Genomic DNA, 13055 nt, shown 5'->3' with positions numbered 1-13055 from the left:
CCAGCTGGTCGAGCGGGAGCGAAGGATCGTTCTCGCGGTAGTCGATGGCCATGGCTCATTCTACCGCGGCGAACCGCCCGCGCGGATGGGGAAACTTCGTTCGTTCCATTCCCGCGACTAACGACCTTGTCAGTCGGGCGGAGGAGGAACGATCGGCGGTCCGTCGTCGGGACCGCGATCCGGCCCCTGGCCGTGACCCCGGCCGCGGCCGCCGCCCGGACCGTGGTGCATCCGGTCGAGCATGCGGTGCGTCGCGATCAACCGGTCGAACCGCTGCTGCTGGTCCGGCCGGAGAGCGGCCCGCATCTCGAGCCGCATCCGCTCCATCACCGCCTGCACGTCCGGCTGGACGCGGTCCGCGATCGCCGCGAGTTCCGCCCGATGGGTGCGGAGGATCGCGCCGATCTTCTCGCGCTGCGCGGCGTCGAGATCGAGCTCGACGGCGAGCTGCCGCAGCATCGGACCGCGGCCGCGCCGGTCGCGCTCGAGCGCCGCGACGTCGATCCGCTGGCGCACGAGCCAAGCGACGGCGGCGCCGGACACCGCGCCGAGCGCGAAGACCAACGCCACGACGAGCGCGGCGCGCGCGCCGAAGCGCCGCGGCGCGACGCGCGGCGCGTCCGCTTCGGGGCGGATCTCGCGTTCGTCGCTCACGCGCCCTCCCGCCCGGTCTTCCCCGCGTCCTCGGTGGACGTGGCGTCGAAGAGGCCGTCGAGCAGCGGCACGTCGGTCGGGCCGTCCGCGCGTTCAACCTTGGCGAGACCGGAGAGGACGTCCTGATTGCCCTGCGCCGCGGCGACGCCGCCGCCGGCCCACGCCGCGATCGCCGCCAACGCGACCGCGGCGAGCGCCAGGCGCGGCGCCCAACGACGACCGACCGCGAAGAGGCTCTCGGCGAACGCGTCCTGCGGCGCCGCGTCCCGCGCCGCGCGGACCCGCGCCAGCGTCGAGGCGACGAAGAGCGGATCGGACGCCGGCGCCGGCGCCGCAAGCGCGGCGGCGAGCGCCGCGCGCAGATCGAGCTCGGCGCGGCAGTCGGCGCAGCCGCGGGCGTGCGTCTCGAGCCGATCCCGCGCCGCGGCGTCGCGCGCCGCGCCGCGGTCCAATGCCTTCCGCGCCCGATGGCAGCTCATCGCCCGTCCTCCGTTCCGCGAATCCGGCCGCGTCCCGCGCGACCGGAAGCGCGCCGCGCGGCGGTCATTCCCGTTCCCCCGCCCGCGCGCCTTCCTGAAGCAGCCGCCGCAGCCGCAGACGCGCCCGATGAACGCGCATCTTCACGGCCAGCGGCCCGATTCCCAGCGCCGACGCGGCCTCGGCCAGACTGCAGCCGAGCGCGTCCACCATCGTCACCAGCGCCCGGTCGGACGGCGAGAGGCGGCCCATCGCCGCGCGCAGATCGAGCGCCGTTCCCGGATCGGCCGCCGGCGCGGCCGGCTCGTCCCACGGCTGGGACGGCTCCGGCAGCGGCGCCTCGGGGCGCCGCCGGCGCGCGCGGACGGCGTCGAGCGCCTTGCGGGCGGCGACCGAGCGCAGCCACGCGCCGACGTCGCCGTGCGGCAGGGCTTCCGTCGTCAGGGCCGCCACGAACGCCTCCTGCGCCGCGTCGTCGGCCAACGCCGCGTCCCCGACCAGCGATCGGGCGACGCGTCGAAGGACCGGCGCGTGCCGCTCGACGAAGCGCCGCGCCGAGTCTTGGTCCCCGGCGCGGGCCGCGAGCAACTCCTCGAGGTCCGTTCGGTTTTGCTCCGCTCCAGCCACTCTTCTCTTCCGCCGACCGCAGCATAACCGAACGGGCCCGGCGACGGCGCCGCGAGGGCGGCATCCCGCCCCCGCGGCGCCGTCGCTTGGACGTTCACATCGCGACGTCCGCGCGCGGACGCATCCCGGGCCGACGCTGGCCGCGCCGCTCGGGCATCTTCGCCCGCAGGTCCTGCAGCTGCTTCTGCTGCTCCGGCGTCAGCGCGCCGTTGATCTCGACGAGCATCTTGTGCCGTTCGACGGCGAGCTGGACCTTGGCCTGCGCGGCGGCCGTCGCCGCGGCGCGGACCGCGTCCTCGCTCGCCGCGGGGTCGTGGACCTTCAGCCGCAGCGCCTCGCGCGCGTCGGCCGCGCCCTTCGCGGCCTTCTCGAGGGCGTCCTTGCGGGCGTCGGCGATTCCCTTGATCTTCGTCTGCTGGTCGGCGGTCAGGTTCAGCTCGCGCGCCATCCACGGCCCGAAGCCGAAGCCGTGGTCCCCGCGCATACCGTGGCGGCGGCCCATCTTGCCCTGCATGCCGGGACCCATCCCGCGGCCGGGAGCCATCCCGCAGCCGGGGCCCATGCCCTGCTGCATGCAGGGGCAGCCCGGCGGCGGCGGCGGGGCGCCGGGACCGGCCTGCGGCGGGTCGCCGGCGGCGTAGGCCGCCCCGGCGGCGAGCGCCAGACCGGCGAGGAACGTCAACGACTTGGCGAGCGTCTTCATCGTGTCTCCTTCGTCGGGGATCTCCGGTCCCCTCACGCCATGGAGACGCCCCGCCCCCGGAGAAGGTAACGGGCCGGAAAAAGCAGGCGATTTGTGCCACACTTAGCCGGTTTCGTGGGTTGGCCGAACCCACCGCGGCCGCCCCCCACATTTTCGTCGCCGGAGGAATCCTTACCCATGGCCGATGTCCGCCCGTTCCGCGGTTACCGTCCGCCCGCCGCTTTGGCCGCGAAGGTCGCGGGGCCGCCGTACGACGTCCTCAACTCCGCCGAGGCCCGCCGGATGGCGGAAGGGAACCCCTACACCTTCCTGCACGTCTGCAAGCCCGAGATCGACCTGCCGCAGGGCGTGGACCTCTACGACGCCCGCGTCTACGCGACGGGGCGCGCCAACCTCGACCGCTTCGTGGCCGAGGGCACGCTCGTCAAGGACGGCCGCCCGGCGATCTACATCTACCGCCAGAAGATGGGCGACCACGTCCAGACCGGCATCACCGCCCTCGCCAGCGTGGACGAGTACGACAACGACAAGATCAAGAAGCACGAGCTGACGCGCAAGGACAAGGAAGACGACCGCACGCGCCACGTGGACGAGCAGAACGCCCACGCGGAGCCGGTCTTCCTCACCTACCGCGCGCGCCCCGAGATCGACGCCGCGGTGGCCCGCGAGACGGCCAAGCCGCCGGTCTACGACTTCGTGGCCGACGACGGCATCGGGCACACGGTCTGGGTCGTGGACGACCCGCAGGCGGTCGCCGAGATCCAGCGCGGCTTCGCCGCCGTGGACGTGACCTACGTCGCAGACGGCCACCACCGCAGCGCCTCGGCCAGCCGCGTGCGCGCCCTGCGCCGCTCGCTGAACCCGAAGCACGACGGCACGGAGCCGTACAACTTCTTCATGGCCGTCTTCTTCCCGCACGACCAGCTGCGGATCATGGACTACAACCGCGTCGTGCTCGACCTCCACGGCCTGACGGAAGAGCAGTTCCTCGCCCGGATCGGCGAGCGGTTCGACGTCGCCCCGGCGGCGACGCCGCGGCCGGAAGGCCCGCGCCGCTTCGGCATGTTCCTCGGCGGCCGCTGGTTCCGCCTCGCGGCGAAGCCGGGAACCTTCCCCGCCGACGACCCCGTGCGCGGCCTCGACGTCTCGATCCTGCAGGAGAACCTGCTGCATCCGACGCTGGGGATCGAGGACCCGCGGACCGACAAGCGGATCGACTTCGTCGGCGGCATCCGCGGCGTGGGCGAGCTCGAGCGCCGCTGCCGCGAGGACGCCAAGGTCGCCTTCCTGATGCACCCGACGAGCGTCGAGCAGCTGATGGCGATCGCCGACGCCGGGAAGATCATGCCGCCCAAGTCCACCTGGTTCGAGCCGAAGCTCCGCTCGGGCCTCGTCGTCCGCCGGATCGAAGACTGACCACGTTCCCTATCGGGCTCCCCGCCCGGGAGCAGGAGAAGAGCAGATGCTGATCCTGATGTGCGACTCCTTCGACGCGACCCTGCCGGAGAAGCTGTCCCGCTTCGGCGAAGTGACCAAGGACATGGAGCGCCTCCCCGAGGCGCACGTGGCCTTGATCCGCAGCAAGACGACCGCCGACAAGGCGTTCATCGACAAGGGCAAGAACCTCAAGCTGATCATCCGCGGCGGCGTCGGCCTCGACAACGTGGACCGCGCCCACGCCGAGTCCAAGGGCGTGATCGTCAAGAACACGCCCGAGGCGAGCTCGATCGCCGTGGCCGAGCTGGCGTTCGCGATGATGACGTCCGCTTCGGCCCGGATCGTCGAAGCCCACAACAGCATGGTCGCCGGCAAGTGGCTCAAGAAGGAGCTGACCCGCACCGAGCTGTTCGGCAAGACGCTCGGCCTCTACGGCCTCGGCCGGATCGCCCGCGAAGTGGCCAAGCGCGCCCTCGCCTTCGGCATGGACGTCGTGGCCTTCGACCCGTACCTCCCGGACGACGTCTTCGCCTCCACCGGCGTGCGCCGCGCGGCGACGCGCGAGGAGCTGTTCGCGCAGGCCCAGTACCTCTCGCTGCACACCCCGCTGACCGACGAGACCCGCGGGATGCTCAACAAGAAGACGCTCTCCGAGATGAAGAAGGGCGTGGTGATCGTCAACACCTGCCGCGGCAAGGTGATCGTCGAAGAGGACATGAAGGCGGCCCTCGACGAAGGCCAGGTCGGCGCCTACTGCACCGACGTCTGGTACAACGACCCGCCGCAGAACTCGCCGCTGCTCCAGAGCACCAAGTGCCTCTTCTCGCCCCACATCGGCGCCTCCACCAAGGAGAACCTGCTGCGGATCGGCGAGCAGATCGAGCAGATCGTCGGGCTCCTCGCCCAGAACAAGCTGTAGCGGCCGGCCCCGGCGCCGCGCGGCGGCCCGGGGAAGCGACGAATCGGCGCGGGGCGGACGCCGTCCGCCCCGGCCCAACGGAGGGACAAGAGAATGAAGCGCGTGCACAACTTCGGCGCGGGCCCCGCGGCCCTGCCGCTCGAGATCCTCGAAGAGGCGAAGGCCGAGCTGCTCGACTTCCAGGGCACCGGGATGAGCATCCTCGAGATGAGCCACCGGTCGAAGGAATACGACGCCGTCCACCACGAGGCGATGGCCAACGTCAAGGAGCTGATCGGGCTCGGCGACGAGTACAAGGTCCTGTTCCTCGGCGGCGGCGCGAGCCTGCAGTTCACGATGCTGCCGATGAACCTCCTCGGCCCCGGCCGCGCGGCCGACTACGTCGTGACCGGCCACTGGAGCGAGAACGCCGTCAAGGAGGCGAAGCTCCAGGGAACCGTGAACATCGCCGCGGACACGAAGGAGAACGGCGGCTACACGCGGATCCCGCGGCAGGACGAGCTGAAGCTCGACCCGAAGGCCGCCTACGTCCACATCACCACGAACAACACGATCTACGGCACCGAATGGCACGAGTACCCGAAGACCGGGAACGTGCCGCTCGTCGCCGACATGTCGTCCGACTTCCTGTCGCACCCGTTCGACGGCAAGCAGTTCGGCGCGATCTACGCCGGCGCGCAGAAGAACCTCGGCCCCGCGGGCGTGACGATCGTCATCCTCCGCGACGACCTGCTGGCCCAGTGCCGCCAGGACCTGCCGACGATGCTCAAGTACCAGACGCACGCCGCCAAGGAGTCGCTGTTCAACACCCCGCCGGTGTTCGCGATCTACCTCTCCAACCTGACCCTGCGCTGGCTGAAGAAGAACGGCGGCCTCGCGGCGATGGAGAAGGTCAACAAGGCCAAGGGCGAGGTCATCTACGGCGCGATCGACGGCTCCAACGGCTTCTACCGCGGCCCGGTGGCCAAGGACAGCCGCTCGCTGATGAACGTCGTCTTCCGCCTCCCGAACGAGGAGCTGGACGCGAAGTTCGTGGCCGAGGGGAAGAAGGCCGGGCTGGTCGGGATGAAGGGGCACCGCTCGACGGGCGGGATCCGCGTCTCGACCTACAACGCCGTCTCGCTGGCCTCCGTCCAGGCGGTGGCCGACTTCATGAAGGAATTCGCCCGGATCAACGGGTAAGACAGGCCCCTGCGACGCCGCCGCGCCCCCACGGACGCGGCGGCGTTTCTTTTTGGGCCAATTTTCGCCCTAAGGCGCCCCGCTCTTCGTGGCGCGGGGCCGTCCGTTGTAAACTGCCGGCTGCTTTGGGCTGACCGTTCTTATTGAGGTGAACAGAATGCTTCAACCGACGACCCCCGTCTCCGGGCAGGAAGAGGCCCGGCCCGCCACCGCCAAGGACCGCGCCTCGATTTTCGACAAGTGCCGGCGGTTCCACTTGGCCGACGATCTGAAGACGATGGGGATCTATCCCTATTTCCGCGTGATCGAGAGCGGGCAGGACACCGAGGTCGTCACGAACGGCCGTCCGACGCTGATGCTCGGCTCCAACTCCTACCTCGAGCTGACCACCCACCCGCTGGTCAAGCAGCGCTCGATGGAGGCGATCGCCAAGTACGGCACCGGCTGCGCCGGCTCGCGGTTCCTCAACGGGACCCTGCCGATCCACCTCGAGCTCGAGGAGCGGCTGGCCCGCTTCGTGGGCAAGGAAGCGGCGCTGGTCTTCCCGACCGGGTTCCAGACGAACACCGGCGTCCTCTCCTGCATCGCGGGCCGCGGCGAGTACATCCTCTCCGACAAGATGAACCACGCCTGCATCGTGGACGGCTGCTACCTCTCCTTCGCCAAGACGGTGCGCTTCGGCCACAGCGACATGGCGGACCTCGAGCGGGAGCTGGCCGCGCTGCCGATCGACGCGGGCAAGCTGATCGTCACCGACGGCGTCTTCTCGATGGAAGGGGACATCTGCAAGCTGCCGCAGATCGTCGAGCTGGCCGCGAAGTACAACGCCTCGGTCATGGTCGACGACGCGCACGGCCTCGGCGTCCTCGGCGCGGGGGGCCGCGGCACGGCGGACCACTTCGGGCTCACCGACAAGGTGGACCTGATCATGGGCACCTTCTCCAAGTCGCTGGCCGCCATCGGCGGCTTCATCGCCGGCTCGGAGCGGGCGATCAACTTCCTCAAGCACCGCAGCCGCCCGTTCATGTTCTCCGCCTCCGCCGCCCCGGCGAGCGTGGCCGCGGTCCTCGCCGCGCTCGACGTGCTGGAGCAGGAGCCGGAGCGGATCCAGCGGCTCTGGGACAACGCCACCTTCCTGAAGAAGGGGCTCGACGAGCTGGGGTTCGACACCGGCCCGACCGAGACGCCGGTCATCCCGGTGATGGTCGGGGAGCTCGAGCACCTGTTCAAGTTCTGGCGCTGGCTGAGCGAGCACGGCGTCTTCATCAACCCCGTCGTGCCCCCGGCCGTGCCGCCGGGCCGCTGCCTCGTGCGGATCTCGGTCACCGCGGGCCACACCCGCCAGCAGATGCAGCTGGCGCTCGACCGCTTCGCCGAGGGCGGGCGGATCTTCGGCCTGATCAAGTGATTCGGCGGGGCCGCCCCGCGGCCCCGCGGACGCCGCCATGCCCAATTCCCTGACGATCGAGCCGGTCTCCTCGCGCGCCCAAGTCGAGGCGTTCATCCGCTTTCCCTTCAAGCTCTACGCGAAGGACCCGGTCTGGGTGCCGCCGCTGCTGACGGAGCGGCGCGACTTCCTCGATCCGCGCAAGAACCCGGTCTTCGAGTACGCGAAGATCCAGCCGCTGCTGGCGCGGCGGAACGGCGAGGTCGTCGGCACGATCGCCGCGATCCGCAACGACCGCTTCGGCCAGTTCCACGCGGACGAGGCGAACGTCGGCTTCTTCGGCCTCTACGAGGCGACGGAGGATCCCGACGTCGCGCGGGCGCTCTTCGAGGCCGCCGGCGAGTGGCTGCGCGCCGAGGGGAAGTCGGTCATGCGCGGGCCGACGAACTTCACCACCAACGACGTCCTCGGGCTGCTCGTCGAGGGGTTCGACGACCCGCCGGCGCTGATGATGCCGTACAACCCGCCCTACTACGCCGCGCAGTTCGAGGCGAACGGGCTGGCCAAGAGCATCGACCTCTTCGCCTTCGAGGTGACGGGGCCGCAGTGCGCGGGGACGCTCGACGCGGTGGTCGAGAAGATCCTGGCGCGCGGACGGGTCAAGATCCGCCAGGTGAACATGTCGAAGCTGAAGAACGAGCTGGAGTTCGTCCGCCGCTGCTACAACGACGCCTGGAAGGACAACTGGGGGTTCGTCCCCTGGACCGACGCCGAGCTGGCCTACCTCGTCAAGGAGATCCGCCCGGTGATCGACCCGCGCGTCTCGTTCGTCGGCGAGGTGGACGGCGAGCCGGCGGGGATCTCGATCTCCGTGCCGGACGCCAACCAAGCGCTGAAGCTGGCCAACGGGAAGCTCTTCCCCTTCGGTTTGGCGAAGCTGCTCTGGAAGCTGAAGGTCTCCGGCTGCAGCCGGCTGCGCACGATCGCCCTCGGCATCCGGCCCGAGCACCGGCGGCTGGGGCTCGACGCGGTCTTCATCCAGCGCACGATCGCCAACGGCGTCCCGCTCGGCTACGGCGTCGGCGAGATGGGCTGGATCCTCGAGACCAACGACGCGATGATCCGGCCGCTCACGCGGATCAACGCGCGGCGCTCGAAGGTCTACCGCATCTACGACCGCGCGCTCTGACGCGATGCTCGCGCTCGTCACCGGGGCCTCGGGGTTCGTCGGCTCGCACCTCTGCGAGTTGCTGCGGCGCGAGGGGCACGCGGTGCGGGCGCTCGTCCGGCCGGGGCGCGTCCCCGAGAATCTCGCCGGCCTCGACGTCGAAATCGTCCGCGGCGAGCTGACCGCGCCGGAGACGCTTCCCGCCGCGGTGCAGGGCGTCGATTGGGTTTTCCACCTCGCCGCGGCCCTCAAGGGGTTCCGCGAAGAGGACCTCGCCCGCGTCAACGTCGGCGGCACCCGCGCCCTCGTCGAGGCCTGCCTCGCCGCGCCGGCGCCGCCGCGCCGCTTCGTCCACGTCTCCAGCCTCGCCGCGGGCGGGCCGAGCCCCGCGGGGGGCGCGCCGCGCCCCGCCGGCGCCCCCGACGCGCCGCTCACTTGGTATGGGCGGACGAAGCTGGAGGGCGAGAAGGTCGTCGCCGCGGCCGAGCGGATTCCTTCGGTGATTTGCCGCCCCGCGGTCGTCTTCGGGCCGCGCGAGCGGGACGTCCTGCAGTACTTCCAGATCGCGCGCCGCGGCTTCCTGCCGGTGCTCGGCCGCCGCGACCGCCACTACTCGCTCGTCTACGGCCCCGACCTCGCGCTGGGGCTGCTGCGGGCGGCGCAGGCCGAGACGCCGCGCGCCGCGGTCTACGACGTCGCCTCGCCCGAGGTCGTGACGTGGCGCGAGCTCGGCCTGGCGATCGCCGCGGCGCTGGGGAAGAAGGCGCGCGTCGTGCGGCTGCCGGAGTGGGTCGCGCCCCCCGCGGGGGCGGTCGCCGACCTCTTCGCGCGGCTCGCCGGGAAGCCGCAGATCTTCAGCTCGCAGAAGGTCGTCGAGATGCGCGCCCCGGCGTGGGTCGCCGACACGGCGCCCGCGGCGCGCGACCTCGGCTTCGTCGCGCCGACGCCGCTCGCCGCCGCGCTCGCCGAGACGGCCGCCTGGTACCGCGCGCATGGCTGGCTCTGACCGCGCTCCGCTCCGCGGCGGGCGCGGCGCGGCCCCGCGGCGCGAGTCCGACGACGATTCGCTCCGCAACGCGCGCGGCGCGCCCGGCTTCCCCCGCCCGCTCGATCTGCTCGTCGCCGCCTACGCGATCCTCTCCGCGCTCGTCGCGGCGCTCGGCGCGGCGCGCGGCGTCCCGGGCTGCGCGGGGCAGATCGCGGTCAGCCTCGCCGTCGGCGCCGGGGCGCTGCTCTTGGGGTTCCTCGCCCGACGCTCGACGAACCGCCTCGTCCAACTGCTGCGGATCGCCTTCCCGCCGGTCATGTACTACGTCTTCTACCGGCAGATCGAGATCCTCTGGCCGATCTTCCACGGCGCGGCGCTCGACCCGCTCGTCGCCGGCGTCGAGCAGTCGATCTTCGGCTGCCAGCCGTCGCTCGCCTTCCGCGCCGCGGCGCCGTGGCCATGGCTCTCCGAGATCTTCTGCTTCGCCTACTTCGCCTACTACTTCTACTTCGTCGCCTTCGTCGTCGCCTTCCTGCGCCGCGGCTACGAGGAGGCGGAGCGGATCGTCTTCGCCGTCTCGCTCTGCTTCTACTGCTGCTACGCCGTCTTCTGGCTCTTCCCCGTCGTCGGGCCGCACTACTACTTCCCGCCGGCGCTCGGGCCGCGGCTCTACGACGGCTACGTCTTCAACCACCTGCTCTTCTTCCTCACCGGCTCGGGCGAGATCCACGCCGCCGCCTTCCCCTCGTCGCACGTCGCGGTCGCGGCGCTCTACACCTACTACGCCCGGCGCGGCGCGCGGCCGCTCTTCCCCGCGATGTGCGTCGTGACCGGGCTGATGCTCTTCGCCGTCGTCTACCTCAAGGCCCACTACCTCGTGGACGTGCCGGCCGGCCTCGCCGTCGGCGCGCTCTTCGCCTGGGGCGCCGACCGCGCGCACGACCGGGCGCGGCGCGCGCTGCGGATGCCGCCGCTGCCGCGCTGAGGGGCCGGCGGACGACGAACGCCGCGGCGCCGCTCGCGCCGTCCTCGCGACCGTTCGGACGCCGCGGACGTCCGCCGGTCGCGGTTTCGCGGCCGCGCCGCTTAGATTGAAAAGTCGGCCGCGCCGGACGCGCAGGCGTCCCGCGCGGATCGCAGGAGGATGGTCCGTGAAGAGAGTCGTTTCGAGTTTCCTGTTCGCCGTCGGCGCGCTCTGCGCCCTGCCGACCTCGGCCCTCGCCGAGGAGGGGATGTGGATGCCGCAGCAGATTCCCCAACTCGCGCCGCGGCTGCGCGCGCTCGGCTGGACCGGCGATCCGAAGCAGTTCGCCGACCTGACGGGGCACCCGATGGGGGCGATCGTCTCCCTCGGCGGCTGCAGCGCCTCGTTCGTCTCCCCCGACGGGCTGATCGTCACGAACCACCACTGCGTGGCCGGCGCGCTGCAGTTCAACTCCACCCCGCAGCGCAACCTGCTGGTGGACGGCTTCCTCGCCCGCGAGCGCGGGGACGAGCTGTTCGCCGGCCCCGGCTCGCGCGTCTACGTCACCGTCTCGGTCAAGGAGGTGACGGCCGACCTGCAGCGCGCGCTGCCGGCGAAGCTCGACGACCGCGCCCGCTACGACGCGGTGGAGAGCTGGGTCAAGGAGCGCACGACGGCGTGCGAGAAGACCGGCCTGCGCTGCCGCGTGCAGTCGTTCTTCGGCGGCGCGAAGTGGTTCGAGCTGGCGCAGATGGAGATCCAGGACGTCCGGCTCGTCTACGCCCCGCCGGCCGGGATCGGCAACTTCGGCGGCGAGACCGACAACTGGCAGTGGCCGCGCCAGACCGGCGACTTCTCGTTCTACCGCGCCTACGTCGGCAAGGACGGCAAGCCGGCGGCGTTCGCCAAGGACAACGTCCCGTTCCATCCGAAGCACTGGCTGAAGATCAACCCCAAGGGGATCGCCCCGGGCGACGTCGTCTTCGTCGCCGGCTACCCCGGCCGCACCGAGCGGCTGCAGACCTACGCCGAAGTGAAGTCCACCGCCGAGTGGGGACTGCCGCGGATTCTGCGGACCTACAAGGACATGCTGGCGATCATCGAGGGGCTGGAGAAGAACGACCCCGAGCTGGCGATCAAGCTCGCGGGGCGCAAGCGCGGCCTCAACAACGGCCTGACCAAGGACGCCGGCGTGCTCGAGGGGCTGAACAAGGGCGGCCTCCTCGCGCTGAAGGAGAAGCAGGAGAAGGAGCTCCGCGCGTGGATCGCCGCCAACCCGGCGCGGCAGGTCTTCGCCGCCGCGCTCGACGGCCTCGACGCGCTGCAGGCGGCCGAGGACAAGACGCGCGAGCGCGACGCCGCGCTGACGGGGACCGCGGGCGGCTCCTCGCTGCTCTCGGCGGCGATGCAGGCCTACCGCTTCTCGCTCGAGCGGCCGAAGCCGGACGCCGCGCGCGAGCCGGAGTTCCAGGAGCGCAACTGGACGCGGATCCGCGAGGGGCTGGAGCGGATGCAGAAGACGTACGACGCCCGCGCCGACCGCGCCTTCCTCCGCTACGCGCTGCTGCAGGCGGCCGCGCTTCCCGCGGACCAGCGGGTGGCCCCGATCGACGAGGCCGCGGGCTTCGCGCCGGGCATGGACAAGGCGGCCGCGGAGAAGGCGGCCGAGGCATTCCTCGACAAGCTCTACGGCGCGACGAAGCTCGGCGACAAGGCGGCCCGCGCCGCCCTGCTCCAGGCCGACACGGCGACGATTCAGAAGAGCGACGACCCGTTCGTGCAGTTCGCGCTGAAGCTCTACCCCGCCGTCTACCAGCTCCGCGAGAACGGCAAGACGCGCGAAGGGGCGCGCTACCGCCTCGCGCCGGTCTACCTCGAGGCGCTCACCGCGAAGAACGGCGGCCTCCTCGCGCCGGACGCCAACAGCACGCTGCGCGTCACCTACGGCACGGTGAAGGGCGTTTCGACGAAGGACGGCCTGATGTACCTGCCGCAGACGACGCTCGCCGGCGTCGAGCAGAAGGCGACCGGGACGGGCGAGTTCAACGCCCCGGCGCGGGAGCTCGCGGCGATCGCGGCGCTGCGCGCCGGCAAGAAGACGCCGTACCTCGACCCGAAGCTGAAGGACGTGCCGGTGGACTTCCTCTCCACGGTGGACACGACGGGCGGCAACTCCGGTTCGGCGACGCTGAACGGGCGCGGCGAGCTGGTGGGGTTGTTGTTCGACGGGACGTACGACACGGTGGCGAGCGACTTCCTGTTCGACGCGGTCCGCACGCGCTCCATCCACGCGGACGTCCGCTACATGCTCTGGACGCTCACCGAAGTGGACCAGGCCACCAACCTTCTCCACGAGCTCGGCTTCTGATTTCCGGGCGCGGGGCCGCAGCCGCGGCCCCGCGCGTCTTCCGCGCATCCTGATCGCGCGTCATTCCCGCGTTCCTCTCGGCGTTCTTCGTCCGAAAGGCCACGAGTTCCTATTCGCGTCGTCGGTCGGTCGTCGAGGGGGGGCCGTCGAACCCTGGAACTCTAGGGTATCGCCGGCCCCC

Annotated in this window: 12 protein-coding genes; 8 read left to right on the top strand and 4 right to left on the bottom strand. The window is 71.4% G+C overall.

Translation table 11 applies throughout. The features are described 5' to 3' along the window. Positions 1–129 precede the first annotated feature (129 nt). The 4 genes from LLG88_02900 to LLG88_02885 form a co-directional block, all read right to left on the bottom strand. A complete protein-coding gene (locus LLG88_02900; GenBank protein MCE5245856.1) occupies positions 130–654 on the bottom strand; it encodes a hypothetical protein in 525 nt (174 codons plus the stop codon). Then, entirely contained in the window at positions 651–1133 is a 483-nt protein-coding gene (locus LLG88_02895) for a hypothetical protein (GenBank protein ID MCE5245855.1), read from the bottom strand. The genes LLG88_02900 and LLG88_02895 overlap by 4 nt, the downstream gene beginning before the upstream one ends. A 64-nt stretch (positions 1134–1197) precedes the next feature. Next, positions 1198–1758 carry an RNA polymerase sigma factor gene (locus LLG88_02890; GenBank protein ID MCE5245854.1) on the bottom strand — a complete coding sequence of 187 codons (561 nt, stop codon included), beginning with the start codon at positions 1756–1758 and terminating at the stop codon, positions 1198–1200. A 94-nt stretch (positions 1759–1852) separates the two neighbouring features. Continuing rightward, a complete protein-coding gene (locus LLG88_02885) occupies positions 1853–2461 on the bottom strand; it encodes a Spy/CpxP family protein refolding chaperone (GenBank protein ID MCE5245853.1) in 609 nt (202 codons plus the stop codon). Positions 2462–2638: 177 nt separating this feature from the next. Here LLG88_02885 and LLG88_02880 point away from each other — a divergent pair, with 177 nt between their 5' ends. The 8 genes from LLG88_02880 (at position 2639) to LLG88_02845 (ending at position 12874) form a co-directional block, all read left to right on the top strand. Further along, positions 2639–3877, top strand: a complete 1239-nt coding sequence (locus tag LLG88_02880; protein ID MCE5245852.1) for a DUF1015 family protein — start codon at positions 2639–2641, stop codon at positions 3875–3877. Between the two features lie 46 nt (positions 3878–3923). Next, positions 3924–4817, top strand: a complete 894-nt coding sequence (locus LLG88_02875) for a hydroxyacid dehydrogenase (GenBank protein MCE5245851.1) — start codon at positions 3924–3926, stop codon at positions 4815–4817. Between the two features lie 93 nt (positions 4818–4910). Continuing rightward, positions 4911–5999 (top strand): 3-phosphoserine/phosphohydroxythreonine transaminase, encoded by a 1089-nt coding sequence (gene serC / locus LLG88_02870; protein ID MCE5245850.1) that lies wholly within the window; start codon positions 4911–4913, stop codon positions 5997–5999. Between the two features lie 277 nt (positions 6000–6276). Beyond that, positions 6277–7407 (top strand): aminotransferase class I/II-fold pyridoxal phosphate-dependent enzyme, encoded by a 1131-nt coding sequence (locus tag LLG88_02865; GenBank protein ID MCE5245849.1) that lies wholly within the window; start codon positions 6277–6279, stop codon positions 7405–7407. A gap of 37 nt (positions 7408–7444) precedes the next feature. Beyond that, positions 7445–8575, top strand: a complete 1131-nt coding sequence (locus tag LLG88_02860; GenBank protein ID MCE5245848.1) for an N-acetyltransferase — start codon at positions 7445–7447, stop codon at positions 8573–8575. A 4-nt stretch (positions 8576–8579) separates the two neighbouring features. Further along, positions 8580–9560 carry an NAD-dependent epimerase/dehydratase family protein gene (locus LLG88_02855; protein ID MCE5245847.1) on the top strand — a complete coding sequence of 327 codons (981 nt, stop codon included), beginning with the start codon at positions 8580–8582 and terminating at the stop codon, positions 9558–9560. Further along, positions 9547–10527 (top strand): phosphatase PAP2 family protein, encoded by a 981-nt coding sequence (locus LLG88_02850; GenBank protein MCE5245846.1) that lies wholly within the window; start codon positions 9547–9549, stop codon positions 10525–10527. The genes LLG88_02855 and LLG88_02850 overlap by 14 nt, the downstream gene beginning before the upstream one ends. A gap of 166 nt (positions 10528–10693) precedes the next feature. Continuing rightward, entirely contained in the window at positions 10694–12874 is a 2181-nt protein-coding gene (locus LLG88_02845; GenBank protein ID MCE5245845.1) for a S46 family peptidase, read from the top strand. Positions 12875–13055 lie beyond the last annotated feature (181 nt).

Source organism: bacterium, from assembly GCA_021372775.1.
Taxonomy (GTDB): Bacteria; Acidobacteriota; Polarisedimenticolia; order J045; family J045; genus JAJFTU01.
Note: the sequence above shows the minus strand (reverse complement) of the source record. Positions and strands in the feature narration are given on the sequence as shown.

What these genes read in the sequence shown, in the direction of transcription:
- LLG88_02895 (MCE5245855.1), bottom strand. Translation starts at nt 1,133, where the DNA reads ATGAGCTGCCATCGGGCGCGGAAGGCATTGGACCGCGGCGCGGCGCGC.
- LLG88_02885 (MCE5245853.1), bottom strand. Translation starts at nt 2,461, where the DNA reads ATGAAGACGCTCGCCAAGTCGTTGACGTTCCTCGCCGGTCTGGCGCTC.
- LLG88_02880 (MCE5245852.1), top strand. Translation starts at nt 2,639, where the DNA reads ATGGCCGATGTCCGCCCGTTCCGCGGTTACCGTCCGCCCGCCGCTTTG.
- LLG88_02875 (MCE5245851.1), top strand. Translation starts at nt 3,924, where the DNA reads ATGCTGATCCTGATGTGCGACTCCTTCGACGCGACCCTGCCGGAGAAG.
- serC (MCE5245850.1), top strand. Translation starts at nt 4,911, where the DNA reads ATGAAGCGCGTGCACAACTTCGGCGCGGGCCCCGCGGCCCTGCCGCTC.
- LLG88_02865 (MCE5245849.1), top strand. Translation starts at nt 6,277, where the DNA reads ATGGGGATCTATCCCTATTTCCGCGTGATCGAGAGCGGGCAGGACACC.
- LLG88_02860 (MCE5245848.1), top strand. Translation starts at nt 7,445, where the DNA reads ATGCCCAATTCCCTGACGATCGAGCCGGTCTCCTCGCGCGCCCAAGTC.
- LLG88_02855 (MCE5245847.1), top strand. Translation starts at nt 8,580, where the DNA reads ATGCTCGCGCTCGTCACCGGGGCCTCGGGGTTCGTCGGCTCGCACCTC.
- LLG88_02850 (MCE5245846.1), top strand. Translation starts at nt 9,547, where the DNA reads ATGGCTGGCTCTGACCGCGCTCCGCTCCGCGGCGGGCGCGGCGCGGCC.